Source organism: Amorphoplanes digitatis (assembly GCF_014205335.1).
In the GTDB taxonomy this organism is placed as follows: Bacteria; Actinomycetota; Actinomycetes; order Mycobacteriales; family Micromonosporaceae; genus Actinoplanes; species Actinoplanes digitatus.
Genome location: NZ_JACHNH010000001.1, coordinates 2,520,084 through 2,537,955, shown reverse-complemented (window position 1 = coordinate 2,537,955; position 17,872 = coordinate 2,520,084). Strand labels below are relative to the sequence as shown.

Sequence of the window (17,872 nt, the reverse complement as noted above, 5' to 3'; positions counted from 1 at the left end):
GGCCCGGCTCGATATCAGGGTGTCCGCCGGGTGGGCCGTCCGTGAGAGAACAACCGGCGTACCCGGGCTGTCGGGATCTCTGCGCGTCCTTCTCTGCGAGCGGTGCCGCGGCGCGGCAAGGCTCGATCCATGAATTTGCCGGCATTCGTCAGCGGGATAACCGCCACGGTCGGTTCGACCCCGCTCGTCGAGCTGGCAAGGCTCGGCGGCAGCAGGCCCTTTCGCGTGTTCGCGAAGCTGGAGGCCTACAACCCCGGCGGTAGCGTCAAGGACCGCTCCGCGCTCGAGATGATCCGTCACGGCATCGCCTCCGGGCGGATCGTGCCGGGCCGCTCCGTGGTGGTCGAGTCCAGTTCGGGCAATCTGGGCATCGGGCTGGCGCAGGTGTGCGCGTACTACGGTGTCAGGTTCGTCTGTGTGGTCGATCCGCGGACCAACGCGCAGAACATCGCCATCATGCGGGCGCTGGGCGCCGAGGTCGAGGTGGTCACCCGCACCGACGCGGCGACCGGCGAGTACCTGCCGGTGCGGATCGCCCGGGTGCGCGAGCTGGCCGCGGCCACGCCGTACGGCTACTGCCCCGACCAGTACTCCAATCCGCTGAACCCGCGCGCGCACCGGACCACCATGCACGAGATCGTCACGGCGCTCCCGGCGCCGCCGGACCTGCTGTTCTGCGCCACGAGCTCATGCGGAACGCTGCGCGGCTGCGTGGAGTACGCCCGGGAGCAGGGGCTCGGTACCCGGTTCGTGGCGGTGGACGCGGTCGGCAGCGCCATCTTCGGCAACCAGCTCGCGGCCCGGCTGATACCCGGGCACGGCGCCGCGGTGCGCCCGGCGCTCTACCTCGACGGCCTGGCCGACGAGGTCGTGCACGTCGACGACGCGAGCGCCGTGGTGGGCTGCCGTCAGCTCGTCGCGCAGGAGGCGGTCCTGGCCGGCGGCTCCTCGGGTGCGGTGGTGGCGGCGCTGGAGCGCACGCGCCCCCGGATCCCGGCGGGCGCCGCGTGCGTGCTGATCTTCCCGGACCGGGGCGAGCGGTATCTCGACACCATCTACGACGACGACTGGGTGCGCCGGCACTTCGGGGACATCGCCCATCTGTGGAAACAGGACGTGATGGAGACAGCCACATGTTGATCATTGGCAGGGAACAGGTCCGGCAGGCACTCGACGGCGCGGACGAGGAGGTAGTTCAGGCGGTCCGGGCCGCGTACGAGCGCCACGAGCGGGGCGGCACCGCCGTGCCGCACTCGGTGTTCCTGCGGTTCCCGGACGACGACCGCAACCGGATCATCGCGCTGCCGGCCTACCTGGGCGGTGACGACAGCGGTGACGACGCCGTGGCCGGTATCAAGTGGATCTCGTCGTTCCCCGGCAACGTCGCCGCCGGCCGGCCGCGCGCCAGCGCGGTGATGATCCTGAACTCGATGCGGACCGGTGCGCCGGAGGCGCTGCTGGAGGCGGCCACCATCTCGGCGCGGCGTACCGCGGCGTCGGCGGCGCTGGCCGCGGCCACCCTCGCCGCGGACGTGCCGGACGCCGGGGTCACGCTGGTGGGCTGCGGCGTCATCAACGACGAGGTGCTGCGCCTGCTGCGCACCACGCTGCCCGGGCTGAGCGCGGTGACCGTCTTCGACCTCGACCCGCGGCGGGCCCACGCGTTCGCCGCCGAGTGCACGGCCCGGCACCGCGACCTGAAGGTCGACGTGGCGCCCGGCATCGAGGCCGCGCTCGGCGCGCATCGGCTGGTCTCGCTGGCGACCACGGCGTCGACACCGCACCTGGACGACCGGCACTGCCGGCCCGGGAGCCTGCTGCTGCACCTGTCGCTGCGCGACCTGACCCCGCAGACCGTGCTGACCAGCACGAACATCGTGGACGACGCCGATCACGTGTGCCGGGCCTCGACGTCGCTGCACCTGGCGGAGCAGGAGGTGGGCAGCCGGGACTTCATCGCGGCGTCGCTCGGTGCGCTGCTGGTCGGCGGGGAACCGTACCGGCGCGACGAGACCGGGCTGACCGTGTTCTCGCCGTTCGGGCTGGGCATTCTCGACCTGGCCGTGGCCCGGCTGGCGCGGCGGCGGGCCGCCGCCCTCGGCGTCGGCACCGAGTTCACCGACTTCTGATGCGACCGGGCCGGGACGGCGACGTGGATCCCTCGCGGGATCCACGTCGGGCCGTCTCAGGCGCCGGCGCTCTCCATCTGCCGGCGCAGGCTCAGCGGCCGCATGTCGGTCCACACCGTGCCGATGTGCGCCAGGCAGTCCGCACGCGCGCCGCGGGTGCCCTCGGCGCGCCAGCCCGGCGGCAGTTCCCGGTCGGCGAGCCAGACCGAGTACTGCTCCTCGTCGTTGACGACTACCTGATACGTCCGCTCGTCCGCCTGCTCGTCGGGCATGACCGCTCCTTCGTCCGGAAATTCGTGCCGCGCTGTCGCGCTATCCGGAGCCTGCACCGTGCCGCGCGGCGGCAGCAGAGAAGAACCGGCACCGCTGGACGCGCCGGGCGCTCAGCTGACGAATTCGCCGGCGAATTCGCCGAGCACGATCCGGTTGGCCTGGCCGGTCTTGGCGATCAGGCTGGCGACGTGCTTCTCGACGGTACGCGGGGACAGGTGCAGCCGACCGGCGATCTCCCGGTTGCCGAGGCGCTCCACGAGCAGCCGCAGCACCTCGTACTCGCGGACGGTCACCCCGGCGGCGCGCAGCTCCCGGGGCAGGTCCTCGGCCCCGGTGCGGCGCTGGTTGACCACGGCGCCCGCCTGGCGCAGCAGGGCCCGGCAGGCGCTGGACACCGGGACCACGCCGACGGCGTGGAAGTGCTCCTCGGCGGCGCGCAGCCAGGCCACGGGGTCACCCCACCCGTCGCGCAGCGCCGCCTCCCCGCCGAGTCGCAGGCAGAGGTGCCGGGCGGTGGCGTACGGCGCCGCGGCGAGCAGCGCCTCGCCGAACGCCGCGGTGGCGTCGTCGGCGCGACCCGCCCGCCCGGCGAGGATCGCCTGGGCGAGCAGGGCGAACTGCCGGTTCCAGCGCAGCGCGGCGGCCGGCCCGGCCCTCGCGCCCGGCGCCGGGTCGTCGTCGCCGGGCCCGGCGAGGACCCGCAGCAGCGGGCCGAGGCCGTGTTCGCCGCTCAGGTGCGCGCTGACGTTGGCGTCGCCCGGCCGCCGCGCGCGGGCCAGTTCCGCGGCGGCGCGCTCGCGGTCCTCCTCCAGCAGGGCGCAGAACGCGCGGGCCAGGCCGTGTACGCGGGGCGCGTGCAGGTCCTGGTCGCCGTCCCAGCGCCGGAACTCGGCGATGGCGTCGTTCATCTCGCGGCGCCGGCCCTGGTGCGCGCCGAGGATGGCCCGGGAGAGCAGCAGCAGCTGCGTCGTCTCGATCATCTTCAGGCGCGTGGTGGCGCCCAGCGTCCGGTCGATGAGCGGGCCCGCCGCCGCGAAGTCGCCGTGCAGGACGGTGTGCAGGGCGATGTTCGTGTCGGCGTGGTATCCGGCGGTCACCGCGCCGCAGCGCAGCGCCGCCTGCCTGGTCTGCTCCAGCAGTGCGATGCCGCCGTTGCGCAGCGCCTCGTCCTGGCCGAGCCGGACCAGGGCGTGTATCTCCCAGATCGGCAGGTGGTGGCGCACGGCGATGGCGCGCGCCCGCTCCAGGCACGCGGTCGCCTCCGCCAGGTCCCGGCGGCGGCTCAGCGCGCCGAGCAGCTGCCACGCCTGGCAGGCCACCTCGGGCAGCGGCACCGCCTCGGCGACCGCGGCGGCCCGGCGGGTCATCGTCTCGATGACCGTGAACCGCTCGGGGCCGGGCAGGTCCAGCATGACGTGCGCCTCGACCACGTCGATCGGGGCGGTGGCCTCGTCGGGTGCGTCCGGGCCGAGCGCGGCGCGGGCGAGCGCGACCTGGCTCAGGCCGTCCGCGGTGCGCCCGGCGAGGTTGGCGGCCCAGGCCAGGCGGGTGTGCAGTTCGGCGCGGCGGCGCCGGTCGGGGCCGTCGGGCGCCACGTCGAGGCGGTTGGCCAGGTCGAGGGCGCGTTCCATCAGGCCGGCCTCGGCCAGCGCCGACACCAGGGCCTCGATGGCGGTGGCGTGCGCGAGCTGGTCGGGGTCGCCGTCGAGCAGCTCGCGGGTGCGGTCGAGCAGGTCGACGGCCGAGGACGCCGCGCCCTGTGCCAGAGCACGCCGGCCCGCCTCCAGGTAGTGCCGGGCCGCGGCGCCCGGCTCCTGCGCCTGCAGCCGCAACGACGCGCTGACCTGGCACCATTCGTCGGGCAGGCCCGGGTAGGTCGCCGCGATCGCGTCGGCGGCGCGGCGGGCCAGCACGACGCGGTGTCCCGGCGCGAGCAGCTGCAACACCGCCTCGCCGAGCAGCGGGTGCTGGAAGGCGTACCAGTCCGGTGTCTGCTCGTCGGGCGCGACCAGCCGGCCGGCGTCCTCGCCGTGCAGGTGGTTGAGCAGGGCACGGTCGTCGAGGCCGGAGACCGCGTGCAACAGGGCGAGCGGGAAGCGGCGGCCCAGCACGGCGCCGACCGAGAGCAGGTCGCGGGCCTCGGGGCCGAGCTGCTCGACGCGGCCGGCCACCGCGCGGGCGAGGGCCTCCGGCACGCTGGTGCGGATCACGTCGGGCAGGGTCCAGCAGCCGCTCTCGTGCACGAGCTGCCCGCTGTTGACGATCGCGGCCAGCAGCTCCTCGGCCAGCAGCGGGTTGCCGGCGCTGTCCGCGACGAGGCTGTCGACAAGCGGCCCGGGCACGTCCGCCGGCGGGCAGTCCAGGCAGGAGGCGGCCAGGGCGCGGATGTCGCCCGGGCCGAGCGGCAGCAGGGTCTGCACGGCGGCCAGACCACGCTGCTCGGCGGCCCGGGCCAGGTCGAGGGCCGCGCAGGGCCCGTCCCGGACGGTGCAGAGCAGCATTGTGGACTGCTGGCCGAGGTTGTCGATGAGGTACTCGACGACGGCGACGGTCTCCGCGTCGGCGTCCTGCATGTCGTCCAGCACGATGAGGCAGCCGCGGTCGCGTCCGGCCAGCGCGGTCAGGCGCAGCACCGCCTCGGCGAGCACCACCAGGGAGCCGGGGCCGGGGCCGGCCGGCCCGTCGGCCCAGTCGGGGATGAGCCGGCCCAGCGCGTGGCGGTACGGGCCGAGCTCGGTCACGTCGATCGGGTCGCCGCTGCGGACCAGCGACAGCAGGGCCTCGGTGAGCGAGCGGAACGGCATGGTCAGGCCGACCGCGCTGCCGCGCCCGCGCAGCAGGCTCATGTCGGCGGCGAAGGCCATGTCCGCGGCGGCGGCCGCGAGGCGGGACTTGCCGATGCCACCGTCTCCGGTGACGAACATCGTCCCGCCTCGCCCGGCTCGCGCCGCGGCCAGCATCTGTTCCGCGGATCGGAGCTCGTCGTCGCGCCCGACCAGCGCCGGGGTGCGGTGCCGCAACGCTCCCCACCGTGACGATCCCTTCACGACAGGGATTTTATTCATAGATGTTCGGGCACTGCTAGGACGTCGCTACGGCACTCACGTACGGATTCTCGGGGTCGCAGCAGGTCGAGCCGGGCCAGCCGAGGGAGGCGAGCACGTCGCCGGCTCCGACGGCCGCCACGAGCACGCCGGCCAGAATCGCGGTCTGTACCCCGAAGGACGCCTGGTGCCTCGCGCGTCCTTCGGCCGCCCGGTCCTGATCGGACGCGCCGTCGTGGTGGGACCCGATGAGTTCCTTTTCAGACACTGTTGTCTCCTTCATTGGCCGCTCGCCGGTGGCGTGCGGGTTGTGGTGACCTCTTTCGGACGGCCCGGCTCGAGCAGCAGCACCGAGGGCACCCGTGCCGGGAACCCGAGGCGCAGCAGCCCGTAGCCGATGCCGGCCAGCCCGTTGAACAGCCCGGGCGTCGCGACCCCGCCGGGGGTGCCGCAGCCGGGTCCGTACCGTTCGATGGCGTTGAGCACCAGGCCGGCCCGGTGGCGCAGGATCCGCTGCACCGACCGTTGCGGGTCGGCGGCGGCCAGCACCAGCAGGGCCTCGGTGATGCCCGCCTCGCCGTGGCAGAGGCTGAGGTCGCCCGACACCGGCCGCCGCTCGAGCGTCCGGGCCAGGTCGACCGGATCGGCGCCGGCGGGGACACCGCGGGCCGCGACGAGGCCCGCGGTCCCGCGGCACCAGCCGTGGTCGCCGTCGCCGGGCGGGTCCAGGGCGGCGAGGCCGCGCGCATCGTCCAGCGCCCACGCGATGCCGGCGCGGCCGTCGGCGAAGCCCGGCCCGTCACCCGCCGGACCGGCGGCGAGCTGGTCCGCGCAGGTCGCGGCGAGCGCCGCCGCCGAGCTCAGCCCCAGTTCGGCGTGGACCGCGCGCATCGCCGCCAGGCACCCGGCGGTGCCGCCGGCCACGCCCGGCGGGCCGGGCGCGGCGGCCGCCGCGGTGGCGGCCACGACGCCGGCCCGCGCAAAGGCGCGCATCCGCGGGTCGTCGAGCAGCGTCGACAGCCGCGACAGTCCGTAGCAGATGCCGCCGAAGCCGTGGTAGCCGCCGACGCCGACGTGCACCGCCAGGTCCGGGCGCGCGGCCAGGCTCTCGCAGAGCGGCCCGGCGGCGCTCGCGGCCCGCCGCGCGGTCTCGCGGTACCGGGCGATCCCGGTCAGCTCGGCGAGCTGGGCGAGGAACAACGCGACGCCGAGATAGCCGTTCGACAGGCTCGCGCCCATCGGCAGCACCATCCACCGTGCGCCGTCGACGACCTCGAGGCCCAGCCAGTTCACCCGGTCGCCGCCGGTGACGCCGCGCGCGAGGATCTGGTCGGCGAGCCCGCACGCCATGGTGAGCAGCCGGCCCGGCCCGGCCTCGTGACCGGTCATCGGCCCGGGCAGCGCGGCGGCGGCCCGGTGCCCGCCGTCGACCGGGTGCCGCGACGCCAGGGTGGCGCGGACGATCCACTCCTGGTCGTGCAGGTCGGCGGCGCCCATGGCGGCCAGTGTCGCCGCGGCTTCGTCCAGCCCGGTGCCGGGCAGCAGGCCGGGCAGGCGCGCACCGGCCGAGGTCCATACGTCGCGGCGGTCCGCGCGCGCGGTGAAGATCGGGATGTCGCCGCGGCGCAGGTCGGCCACCTCGTGCTCGACCAGCGGGGCGCGCAGCGGGTCGGCGGCCGAGGTGTGCGACAGGACGCCGAAGGCGCGTACCCGGCCGGCGTCGTCGCGCAGCAGGTCCGGGTGGGTGGCGCCGTCCAGCAGCAGCGCGTAGGTGCGGCTCGGCCGGAACATGATCCGCACGCCGAGCCCGGTGGCGGTGTCCAGCAGCTTCCGGAAGCCGGCCCGGTCGTTCATGATCGCGTCGTAGCCGTCGCGCAGCCCGCCGCAGAGCGCCGCCTCGAAGTCGCTCGGGTCGAGGGCCCGCCCGTGCAGCCGGGGCCGGTTCAGCCCGGCGGCCGGGCCACCCGGGTGCGGGCGCAGCCGGTCGTGCCCGGCGCCGGTCAGGTGCCACCTCGGGCCGCCCGGCGCGGCGGCGCCGTGGCCGCCGAGGCCCGAGCAGTCGACGACGCCGGCCGGTACGACCATCACCGCCGGCAGCAGGCCGGTCCGGTGCACCGAGGCGGACAGCATCCGGCGGGCCGGGTCGTCGGCCGCACCGGGCGGCGGTAGGTCCGGGTGGAACAGCATCTCCGCGTCGACGAGCACCGGATGCTCGCCGTCCGCGATCAGGTTCTCGCAGTGCAGGTCGACCGCCCGGACCGCGTGCAGCAGCGCGAGCAGCGCGCCGGCCCGGCGGTAGAAGCGCGCACCGGCCTCGAGGTCGGCGAGCGGGCGGTGCGCGATGAACTCGGCGTAACCGTAGGCGGGGCGGGTCAGGGTCGCGGCGGCGCGCAGGTCCAGGCCGGGCACGGCCCCGTTCAGCCAGTCGATCAGCGCGGCGAGGGTGGCGTACGAGGCGAGGCCGCGCGGCTTGTAGATCACCCGCCGGCCGTCGCCGAAGGTGAGCAGGGCCACCGACCGGCCGCCCTGGTGCGGGTCGCCGAGTCCGGTGCGGACGCCGGTCAGCGGGCCCGGGTCCCGGCCGTAGAGCAGGGCGTCGATCAGGGCGCGGCGGTCGGCCGCGTACCGCCCGAGCAGCTCGGCCCGGGTGTCGGCGGCCGACGACGCGGCCTCGGCGATCAGCCGGTCCAGCACGGGATAGCGGGCGAGCAGGGTGCTCAGGCCGTCCGGGCCGGCGAGGCGGGTCACGAAGTCCGCGAACCGGCGCGGGCCGTCGTCGCCGGTCAGCTCGCCGGCGCGCTGCCGGGCGTGGAAGTCCGCGGCGAGGACGCCGCCGGTCAGGCGGACCAGGCGGGCGCCGAGCTCCTCGGTGAATCCGTCGGCCGCCGCGGCGAGCTCGGCGTCCGGCAGCACGCCGCGCATCCGGTCGATCATCCGGTCACGGGCGGCGGTGACGATCCCGCGCGTCGGCACGGCGAGCGCGGCCGTCACCGCCGCGGCGTCCGGAGTGGACCCGGTCAGGCGCCCGGCGACGTCTGACCAGGAGGAGAGCTGATCGGACACCGACTCGGTCATACCCAGGTACGGTGCCAGACCCGCGGGAACACCGGATAGGTAGAAGCCACCCATCTTCTCCGGGAACGGGGTCCCGGGGGGAGAAGAACGCGCGACGGCGGCGGCACCCGTGCTGCGCGCGGGACTACCGTTCCCTCTCTGCCCGGCCCGCGGGAACGCGCCGATGCTGGGACCATGCGCTCCCTAGTCACGCCGGTCACGGGTGCCCTGCCCTTCGTTATGACGCCTGACGAACCCCGTCTGCCGGTCACGAGTACCGATGCCCTGGACGCCCCGGCCATCCGCCGAAAACTGCGCGAACACGGCGCCGTGCTGCTGCGCGGCTACGACGTCGGCGGTGTGGACGGCTTCGACCGGGTGGTGCGGACGATCTCCGGGTCGCCGCTGGCGTACACCGAGCGGTCGTCGCCGCGCAGCACGATCAAGGGACAGGTGTACACCTCGACGGACTACCCGCCGGGCGAGGAGATCTTCCTGCACAACGAGAACTCGTACCAGGCCCGCTGGCCGCTGACGCTGTTCTTCTACTGTGTACGGCCGCCCGAGACGCTCGGCGCGACGCCGCTCGCCGACACCAGGCAGGTGTACCGGGCGATCGACCCGGCGGTCCGCGACGAGTTCGCCGCGCGGGGCTGGCGGGTGGTCCGCAACTTCACCGACGGTTACGGGGTGCCCTGGCAGCAGGCGTTCGGCACCGGTGACCGGTCCGAGGTCGAGGCGTACTGCGTGCGCAACGGGATGCGCCCGGAGTGGGTCGGCGCGAACGGGCTGCGGACCCGGGCCGTCCGCAGGGCGGTGCACCGGCACCCGGTGACCGGGGAGACGGTGTGGTTCAACCACATCGCGTTCTTCCACGTCACGACGCTGGCACCGGACGTCTGCGAGGGCCTGCGGGAGCTCATGGACGAGGCCGACCTGCCGACGAACAGCTACTACGGCGACGGCGCGCCCATACCGGACGACGTGGTGGCGCACCTGCGGCAGTGCTACCGGGACGCGCAGCGGCGCTTCGACTGGCAGGAGCACGACGTGCTGGTGGTGGACAACATGCTCGCCGCGCACGGCCGGGAGCCGTTCACCGGCCCCCGCAAGATCGCCGTGGCGATGGCCGAGGCGTCCGGCGACCAGCACGCCGGAGGCGACCGTGCGCTCTGACACGCATCCGCTGTCGTACACGCAGCAACAGGTGTGGTTCCTCGACCAGCTCCGGCCGGGCGCGGCCGTCGACCAGCTGCTGTCGGCGACGCTGCGGCTGCGCGGGCCGCTGGACGTGACCGCGCTGGGCTCCGCGCTGAGCCAGGTGGCGGCCCGGCACGAGGTGCTGCGGACCCGCTACGACACGGCCGGTGACTCGGCGGTGCAGATCGTCGGCCCGGCCGTACCGGTCGAGCTGACCACCGTGGACCTGGGCGAGCTGCCGGCCGCCGACCGCGAGCGGCAGCTGTGCGAGATCCGGATCGACGAGCTGCGCAACCCCATCGACCTGCGCAAGCAGGCGCCCTGGCGTGCCGGGCTGGTCCGGCTGGGCCCGGACGAGAACGTCCTGTTGATCACCGTGCACCACATCGCGTTCGACGGCCTGTCGTGGAGCCTGCTCGCGGCCGAGCTCACCGAGCTGTACCGGGCCGAGCTGCGGCACGAGCCGCACGCCCTGCCCGCGCTGGCGCGGCAGTACCACGAGGTCGCGGCCGGCGGCGACGGCTACGACCCGGCGCACCTGGAGTACTGGCGGCAGCGGCTGGCCGGGCTCGAACCGCTGGACCTGCCCACCGACGGGGTGCGCCCCGCCGAGTGGGATCCGGCCGGCGACAGCGTCGAGTTGACCGTGCCCGCCGAGGTCGCCGACCGGCTGCGTGAGCTGGGCCGGGCGGCGCGGGCCACCCCGTTCATGGTGCACATGGCGGCCTTCCAGCTGCTGCTCTCCCGGCTCGGCGGCCGATCCGACGTCGCGGTGGGGCTGTCCGTCTCCACCCGCGCCGGCGCCGCGCAGGCCCCGCTGATCGGCATGTTCGTCAACACCGTCGTGCTGCGCACCGACGTCGACGCCGCCGCCGGCTTCGCGACGCTGCTGGAGCAGGCCCGGCACGGGTCGCTGACCGCGTTGCGCAACGTCGACGTGCCGTTCGACAAGGTCGTCGCGGCGGTCGCGCCGGCCCGCGACACCTCCCGCAACCCGCTGTTCCAGGCCGCGTTCACGTTCCACACCCGGCGCCGCCAGGCGTTCACGCTGGACGGCCTGGACGTCGAGACGTGCCCGCCGATCTGGGCCGCGTCTCCGTTCGACCTGTCGCTGTACCTCGCGGAGAACGCCGACGGGTCGCTCACCGGCCAGCTCGTCTACCCGACGAGCCTGTTCACCCGGGACCGGGTCGAGCGGATCGCGGCGAGCCACCTGCGGCTGCTGACCTCGATCGCCGAGCATCCCACCCGCCCGGTCGGCGCGCTCGACCTGGTGCCCGAGGCCGACCTCGCGCGGTTCACGGCGTGGAACACCACCGGGCTGGCACGCCCGGCCGCGTCGCTGCCGCAGCTGTTCCTGGACCAGGCGCGGGCCACCCCGGACGCGGTCGCGGTCCGCTGGGGCGACCGGGAACTCAGCTACGCCGCGCTCGCGGGCCGGGTCGAGGCGCTCGCCGGTTACCTGCGCGGGCGAGGCGTGACCGCCGAGACCCCGGTCGCGGTGGCGATGCACCGCGGCGGGGACCTCGCCACCGCCGTACTGGCGATCCTGCTCTCGGGTGGGATCTTCGTGCCGTTGCCGCCGGAGTACCCGGCCGACCGGCTGTCCTTCATGGTCGCCGATGCCGGTGCCGCGCTGATCCTCACCGAGGACGCCGTGGCGGCCGGCCTGCCCGCCGGGGTGCCGTCGTTGGCGCTGGACCGCCAGTGGGCGGAGATCGCCGCCGCGCCGCCCGTCGAGCCGCCGCGGATCGCCGGCGCCCAAGGCGCCTACCTGGTCTACACCTCCGGCTCGACCGGGCGGCCCAAGGGCGTCGTGGTCACCCACGCGGGCATCCGCAACCGGGTGCTCTTCTCGGTCGAGCGGTACGCGATGACCGCCGCCGACCGGCTGCTGCACAAGACCACGATCGGTTTCGACGCCGCGGTGTGGGAGCTGCTCGCCCCGCTGGTCTCCGGCGGCAGCGTGGTGATGGCACCCCCCGACGGCCACCGCGACCCGGCCGTCATGATCGACGCGATCGTGCGCGGCGGCGTCACCCTGCTCCAGGTCGTCCCGTCGGTGCTGCGGCTGCTGGTCGCCGACCCGGGGCTCGCCGCGTGCGCCTCGCTGCGGCTGCTCTGCTCCGCCGGCGAGGCGCTGCCCGCCGAGCTGTGCCGGCAGCTGACCGGCGCGCTCCCCGGCGTCGAGGTGATCAACACGTACGGGCCGACCGAGTGCTCGATCGACGCGACCGCCGGTGCGTACACCGGCGCCGAGCTGTCGGCGACGGTGCCGATCGGCGGCCCGCTGCCCAACACCGCGGCGTACGTCGTCGACGGCGCCGGCCGGCTCGTCGGCATCGGCACCCCCGGCGAGCTGCGGATCGGCGGCATCGGGCTGGCGCGCGGCTACCGGGGTCGCCCGGACCTGACCGCCGAGCGGTTCACCCCCAACCCGTACGCGGACGAGCCCGGCGCCCGCTGGTACCGCACCGGCGACCTGGTCCGGTGGCGCGCGGACGGCGCGCTGGAGTTCCTCGGGCGCACCGACGACCAGGTCAAGGTCAACGGGGTGCGGATCGAACCGGCCGAGATCCAGAACGCGCTCGTCGAGCACCCGGAGATCGCCGCGGCCGTGGTGATCGCCCGGCGCACCGGGGCCGGCGACGCCCAGCTCGTCGCGTACGTGGTGCCGGCCGTCCCCGCCGACCTCGACGAGCACCTCGCCGCCCGGCTGCCCGCCACCATGGTGCCGTCGGTGACCGTCGCGCTCGCGGCCCTGCCGCTCACCGCCAACGGCAAGATCGACCGGGCCGCGCTGGCCGCGCCGCCCGCGGTCGCGGCGCCGGCCCGGGAGCCCCGCACCGGCCTGGAGCGCGACATCGCCCGCACGATGGCCGAGGTACTCGGCGTCGAACAGGTCGGCGTCGACGCCGACTTCTTCTCACTCGGCGGCCACTCCCTGGTCGCGATCCGCCTGGTACTGAGGCTGCGCCGGATGTTCGGCATCGAGATGTCGGTGGGCGACTTCTTCGCCCGGCCCACCGTGGAGGGCCTCGCCGGGTGGATCGACGAGGCAACTGCGGCCGGGGACCCGTCCGCGATCCGGGCCGTGCCGCGGGACCGGACGCTGCCGCTGTCGTTCGGCCAGCAGCGCCTGTGGTTCCTCGACCAGCTCACCCCCGGCAGCGCCGAATACCTGATACCGCTGGCGGTCCGGGCCCGCGGCCCGCTCGACGCGGACGCGCTGCGCCGGGCGTTCGACGAGGTGGTCGCCCGCCACGAGGTGCTGCGCACCCGCTACGTCCACCGCGACGGCGAGCCGGTGCAGGTCATCGACGCGCCCGGCCCCGCGGCGTTCGAGGAGGTCGACCTCGCCGGGGTGCCGGACGCCGAGGCGGCCGGGCTGGAGCTGCTCGACCGCGCCTCGAGCCGGCCGTTCGACCTGGCCCGCGAGCACCCGCTGCGGGTCACCCTGATCCGGGTGGCCGCCGACGACCACCTGCTGCTGATGTCGCTGCACCACATCGCGTTCGACGCCTGGTCGATGGGCGTGTTCCTGCGTGATCTCGACGCGGCGCTGCGGGGCTCGCCCGGCCCCGCCGCCGCGATCCAGTACGCGGACTTCGCCGCCTGGCAGCACGAGCACGGCACCGGGCAGGACATCGCGCGCCAGCTCGACCACTGGCGCGGGCGGCTCGACGGCCTCACCCCGGTGGAGCTGCTCACCGACCGGCCCCGGGGCGCACAGCGCGACCCCGGCGGCGACTACGTCCGCGTCGACGTGCCCGAGCCGCTGGGCCGGGCGCTGGTCGCCCTGGCCGGCCGGCACGACGCGACACCGTTCATGCTGCTGCTGGCCGGGTTCCAGGTGCTGCTCGCCCGCTACACCGGGCGCACCGACATCGCGGTGGGCACGCCGGTCGCCGGCCGGACCCGGCCGGAGACCGAGGACCTGCTGGGCTTCTTCACCAACACCCTGGTGATGCGCACGGATCTGGCCGGCGATCCCGGCTTCGCCGAACTGCTGTCCCGGGTACGTGCCATGGCGCTTGACGCGTTCGCCCACCAGGACGTGCCGTTCGAGCACCTGGTCGACGCGCTCCAGCCGGACCGCGACCTGTCGCGCAACCCGCTGTTCCAGATCATGTTCGACGTGCAGCACCTGGACCGCTTCCCGGCGACGCTGGGCGGCGCGGCGATCGAGCCGCTGCGCTCCGGCACGCCGGTGGCGAAGTTCGACCTGACCCTGACGGTCCAGCAGCGCGCCGGCGACCGGCTCCGCTGCGTCTTCGAGTACGCCACCGAGCTGTTCGACCGCACGACGGTGGAACGCCTGGCCGGGCACTACCTGCGGCTGCTGGACGGCATCGTGGCCGATCCGGGCGCCCGGCCGTCCGAACTGGACCTGCTGGGCGACGCCGAGCGGCATCTGCTCCTGCGCGACTGGGCGGGCACCGGGCCGGTGGCCGCCGAGCCGGTGTGCGTACCGCAGCTGTTCGAGGCGCGGGCCCGGCGCACCCCGGACGCGCTCGCGGTCGAGTTCGGAAGCGAACGGCTGACGTACGCCGAGCTCGACGCCCGGGCCGACGCGTTCGCCCGGTACCTGCGGTCGCGGGGCGTGACGCCGGAGTCGACCGTCGCGGTGTGCCTGGACCGCTGCCTGGACGCGGTGGTGGTGCTGCTCGGCGTCCTGAAGTCCGGCGGTGTGTACGCGCCGCTCGACCCGGCGCACCCGGCGGACCGGCGCGACTTCATGATCGCCGACGCCGGCGCGCGGATCGTCGTCACCAGCGACGACCTCGCCGACCGGTTCACCGCCGGCACGTACGAGGTGGTCACCGCCACCGCGGGCCTGCCCGGCGCGGGCCTGCCGCCGGCCGCGACCCCGGGCAACCTGGCCTATCTCATCTACACCTCCGGCTCCACCGGCCGGCCCAAGGCCGTGATGATCGAGCACGGCGCGTACGCGCACCACTGCCGGGTCATCGCCGACGCGTACCGGATCACGCCCGAGGATCGGGTGGTGCTGCTGTCGGCGCTGACGTTCGACGTGGCCATGGACCAGATCGCGGCGACCCTGCTGGCCGGGGCGACGATCGTGGTCAGCGACCCGGTGTTCTGGCCGCCGGCCGAGCTGCCGGCGCGGCTCGCCGAGCACCGGGTCACCATCATGGAGATCACCCCCGCGTACTACCGGGAGATGCTCGAATACGACGTGTCCGCGCTCGACGGCCTGGCGCTGATGAACGTCGGCAGCGACGTCGTCACCGTCGCCGACGCCCGGCGCTGGGAACAGAGCGGGCTACCCGGCCGCTTCCTGTGCAACTACGGCCCGACCGAGGCGACCGTCACCTGCTTCCTGCACCCGGTGCCGCGGACGCCGTCCGGCGAGCCGGCGACGGCCGCGCTGCCCATCGGACGGCCGGTGGCCGGCACCCGCGCCTACGTGCTGGACGCCGACCTGCGGCCGGTGCCGGTCGGCGTACCGGGAGAACTGTGCCTCGGCGGGGTCCGGCTGGCCCGCGGTTACCGCGGCCGGCCCGAGCTGACCGCCGGGATGTTCGTGCCCGACCCGCTCTCCGGCGAGCCCGGCGCGCGCCTGTACCGCACCGGCGACCTGGTCCGCTACCGGCCCGACGGCGTGGTGGAGTTCCTCGGCCGGATCGACCAGCAGGTCAAGATCCGTGGGCTGCGGATGGAGCTCGGCGAGATCGAGGCGGCCCTGGCCCAGCACCCGGCGATCCAGGCCGTGGCGGTGACCGTCGCCGAACCCACCCCCGGGAACCGGGGCCTGGCCGCCTACCTCGTTCCCCGCCCCGGCAACGCTCCGACCGTGGCCGAGCTGCGCGAACACCTGCGGGAGCTGCTGCCGGAGAACATGATCCCCGCCTGGTGGACCACCCTGCCCGGCCTGCCGCTGACCGCGAGCCGCAAGGTCGACCGCAAGGCGCTGCCGGCACCCGACCTGGCCCTCGGCGCCCGGGAGCACACGGCGCCGCGGAACCCGGTCGAGCAGATCATCGCCGACATCTGGCGCGAGGTGCTGCACCGCGACACGATCGGCGTCGACGACGACTTCTTCGCCGTCGGCGGTCACTCGCTGCTCGCCACCCGGGTGCTGGCCCGGCTGCACGCCACGTTCGAGGTGCGGCTCGCGCTGCGCTGCCTGTTCGAATCCCGGACGGTCGCCCAACTGGCCGAGGCCGTCACGGCCGCGGTCGAGGCGGACATCGCCGCCCTGTCCGACGCCGAGGTGGCCGACCTGATCGCATGACGCGCCCGCCGCTCGCGTCACTCGCGCCGATCGGCACCGGCCATGACCGCGGCGCCCTCGATGACCACCTCGAGACACTCGCGGAACAGGTCGTCAACGGTGCGGCCGGGCCGGAAGTACTCGGCGATCGCGGCCACCACGGTCGGGTGCCGCTCGCCGAACGCGGCCATGTCGAAGTCCTTGAGCGCCTCCGCGTCCGGGCGGGGAGCCTGTTCCTCCAGGACGTGGCCGACCGTGAAGCGCTCGACGGTCAGGACGATCACGCGGGCCCGGCGCAGCGGGACGCCGCGGGCCACCAGGGTGCTCATGGCCAGTTCGGAGATCGCCGTCATGGTGTGGGAGAGCTGGGCGGCGGAGACGACCCGGGCGCCGTCGGGATGGGCCAGCAGCGCCCGGCGCAGCCGCCCGGCGAGGCCGGCCAGCCAGTCCTGCCAGTGCTGATCCGGCTCGGGCGCGGACATGTCGCCGAACTCCTGGTCGAGTATCGCGTCGGCGATCGCGGTGACCAGCGCCGCCTTGTTGGGCAGGTGCCAGTAGAGGGTCGGCGACTGCACGCCGAGCCGGGCGGCGAGCTTGCGCGTCGTCACGCCGTCGAGTCCCTCGGCGTCCAGCAGCGCGACGGCCTCGGCGACGATCCGCTGTCGATCCAGCGCCAATGTCGGTACCTCCCGCCGGCACTCTATCAGTGCTAGGGTCCCTCTATCACTGATAGAGAAGGAGATGGAGATGGCAAGCAAGCTGCTGCACTGGGCGACCCACCGCATTCCCGGAGTGCCCGCGCACACCGAGCGGCCGGCCGGACACCACGGCACCGCGGTCCACGGCCGCGGCGCGTCCCGGCCCTCGCCCAACCACTCGCCCGGCCGCCCTCCCCGGTTCCTGCCGGGCTGGCAGCGCCGGATCGGGGCGCTCTTCGGCCGGGAGATGTAATGAAGGCGGCGGTGCTGCACGAGATCGGAGGCGTCCCCCGCTACGAGGACTTCCCCGATCCCGTGGCCGGCGACGACGAGGTGGTCATCGACGTGCTGGCGGTCGCGGTCGAGAACGTCGACAAGCTCATCGCGGCCGGCACGCACTACGCCGGCCGGCGGTACACCGCGCGGTTGCCGGCGATTCCCGCCTTCGACGGCATCGGCGCGCTGCCGGACGGCACCCTCGTCGGATTCGGCAACCCACGCCTGCCCTACGGCGCGCTCGCCGAGAAGACCGTGGTGCCCCAGGGCGCGTACGTGGCGATCGCGGAGGGAATCGATCCGGCGACCGCGGCCGTGCTGGGCACGGCGATCACCGGCATGTCCATCAGGACCGCCGCCGGCTTCGTGCCGGGCGAGACCGTGCTCGTGCAGGGCGCCACCGGGGTCGCGGGGCGACTCGCGGTGAAGGTCGCCCGGCTGCTCGGCGCCGGACGGATCGTCGCGACCGGACGCGACGACGACCAGCTGCGTGAGGTGCGGGACCTCGGCGCCGACACGGTGATCAACACCGCCGTGCCGGACGAGGCGCTGGCGCGGGCCTACCTCGACGCCAAGGGTGACGGCTACGACGTCGTGCTGGACTACCTCTGGGGCCGGCCCACCGAGGTCCTGCTGCGATCGCTGGTACCGGAGACGTTCGCGTTCCCGAGGCCGACCCGGCTGGTCCAGGTCGGCGGGTCCGCCGGCGGAGGGCTCACGCTCGCCGCGGAGAGCCTGCGCACCTCCGGTGTCGAGATCTACGGCGCGGCCAAGGGGCTCGGCCCGCAGACCATGCACGAGGCGTACAGCCAGGTCGTGGCGTGGGCGCGGTCCGGCGAGCTGACCTTCGACGTGGTGAAGGTCCCGCTGAGCGACATCGAGACCGCCTGGCAACGCACCGATCTACGGGGCAGCAGGCTCGTCGTGGTGCCGTGACCGCTTCACGCGGGTGTGCGGCCC

Annotated in this window: 11 protein-coding genes; 6 read left to right on the top strand and 5 right to left on the bottom strand. The window is 74.7% G+C overall.

Features of this window, described 5'->3' with window-relative positions; all coding sequences use genetic code 11:
* The first annotated feature begins 129 nt into the window (after positions 1-129).
* The gene (sbnA, locus tag BJ971_RS11005; protein WP_184992171.1) at positions 130-1,140 is read left to right on the top strand and encodes a 2,3-diaminopropionate biosynthesis protein SbnA; all 1,011 of its coding nucleotides are present in this window, start codon (positions 130-132) and stop codon (positions 1,138-1,140) included.
* Positions 1,134-2,129 (top strand): 2,3-diaminopropionate biosynthesis protein SbnB, encoded by a 996-nt coding sequence (gene sbnB, locus BJ971_RS11000; RefSeq protein ID WP_184992170.1) that lies wholly within the window; start codon positions 1,134-1,136, stop codon positions 2,127-2,129. The genes sbnA and sbnB overlap by 7 nt, the downstream gene beginning before the upstream one ends.
* A gap of 56 nt (positions 2,130-2,185) precedes the next feature.
* Here sbnB and BJ971_RS10995 read toward each other — a convergent pair whose 3' ends face one another.
* The 4 genes from BJ971_RS10995 to BJ971_RS10980 all read right to left on the bottom strand — a co-directional run bounded on the left by BJ971_RS10995 (position 2,186) and on the right by BJ971_RS10980 (position 8,521).
* A complete protein-coding gene (locus tag BJ971_RS10995; RefSeq protein ID WP_184992169.1) occupies positions 2,186-2,401 on the bottom strand; it encodes an MbtH family protein in 216 nt (71 codons plus the stop codon).
* Between the two features lie 111 nt (positions 2,402-2,512).
* Entirely contained in the window at positions 2,513-5,422 is a 2,910-nt protein-coding gene (locus tag BJ971_RS10990) for an ATP-binding protein (RefSeq protein WP_184998783.1), read from the bottom strand.
* A gap of 61 nt (positions 5,423-5,483) precedes the next feature.
* The gene (locus BJ971_RS10985; protein ID WP_184992168.1) at positions 5,484-5,714 is read right to left on the bottom strand and encodes a hypothetical protein; all 231 of its coding nucleotides are present in this window, start codon (positions 5,712-5,714) and stop codon (positions 5,484-5,486) included.
* A gap of 11 nt (positions 5,715-5,725) precedes the next feature.
* Positions 5,726-8,521, bottom strand: coding sequence for a type 2 lanthipeptide synthetase LanM family protein (locus BJ971_RS10980; RefSeq protein ID WP_184992167.1), 2,796 nt, complete (start codon positions 8,519-8,521; stop codon positions 5,726-5,728).
* Positions 8,522-8,695: 174 nt separating this feature from the next.
* Between BJ971_RS10980 and BJ971_RS10975 the strand changes: the two genes are divergently transcribed.
* Together BJ971_RS10975 and BJ971_RS10970 are read left to right on the top strand one after the other, a co-directional pair.
* On the top strand, positions 8,696-9,676 hold the full coding sequence (locus BJ971_RS10975) for a TauD/TfdA family dioxygenase (RefSeq protein WP_184992166.1): 981 nt from the start codon (positions 8,696-8,698) through the stop codon (positions 9,674-9,676).
* On the top strand, positions 9,666-15,959 hold the full coding sequence (locus BJ971_RS10970) for a non-ribosomal peptide synthetase (RefSeq protein ID WP_184992165.1): 6,294 nt from the start codon (positions 9,666-9,668) through the stop codon (positions 15,957-15,959). Before BJ971_RS10975 ends, BJ971_RS10970 begins: the two co-directional genes overlap by 11 nt.
* A 17-nt stretch (positions 15,960-15,976) precedes the next feature.
* Here the strand turns inward: BJ971_RS10970 and BJ971_RS10965 are convergent, their stop codons facing one another.
* Positions 15,977-16,615: a TetR/AcrR family transcriptional regulator C-terminal domain-containing protein gene (locus tag BJ971_RS10965; RefSeq protein WP_184992163.1), complete on the bottom strand. Its 639-nt coding sequence runs from the start codon at positions 16,613-16,615 to the stop codon at positions 15,977-15,979.
* Between the two features lie 70 nt (positions 16,616-16,685).
* Here BJ971_RS10965 and BJ971_RS10960 point away from each other — a divergent pair, with 70 nt between their 5' ends.
* Positions 16,686-16,889: a hypothetical protein gene (locus BJ971_RS10960; protein ID WP_184992161.1), complete on the top strand. Its 204-nt coding sequence runs from the start codon at positions 16,686-16,688 to the stop codon at positions 16,887-16,889.
* Positions 16,889-17,848 (top strand): quinone oxidoreductase family protein, encoded by a 960-nt coding sequence (locus BJ971_RS10955; RefSeq protein WP_184992159.1) that lies wholly within the window; start codon positions 16,889-16,891, stop codon positions 17,846-17,848. The genes BJ971_RS10960 and BJ971_RS10955 overlap by 1 nt, the downstream gene beginning before the upstream one ends.
* Positions 17,849-17,872: the final 24 nt, after the last annotated feature.

What these genes read in the sequence shown, in the direction of transcription:
- BJ971_RS10960 (WP_184992161.1), top strand. Translation starts at nt 16,686, where the DNA reads ATGGCAAGCAAGCTGCTGCACTGGGCGACCCACCGCATTCCCGGAGTG.
- BJ971_RS10980 (WP_184992167.1), bottom strand. Translation starts at nt 8,521, where the DNA reads ATGACCGAGTCGGTGTCCGATCAGCTCTCCTCCTGGTCAGACGTCGCC.
- sbnA (WP_184992171.1), top strand. Translation starts at nt 130, where the DNA reads ATGAATTTGCCGGCATTCGTCAGCGGGATAACCGCCACGGTCGGTTCG.
- BJ971_RS10995 (WP_184992169.1), bottom strand. Translation starts at nt 2,401, where the DNA reads ATGCCCGACGAGCAGGCGGACGAGCGGACGTATCAGGTAGTCGTCAAC.
- BJ971_RS10975 (WP_184992166.1), top strand. Translation starts at nt 8,696, where the DNA reads ATGCGCTCCCTAGTCACGCCGGTCACGGGTGCCCTGCCCTTCGTTATG.
- BJ971_RS10955 (WP_184992159.1), top strand. Translation starts at nt 16,889, where the DNA reads ATGAAGGCGGCGGTGCTGCACGAGATCGGAGGCGTCCCCCGCTACGAG.
- sbnB (WP_184992170.1), top strand. Translation starts at nt 1,134, where the DNA reads ATGTTGATCATTGGCAGGGAACAGGTCCGGCAGGCACTCGACGGCGCG.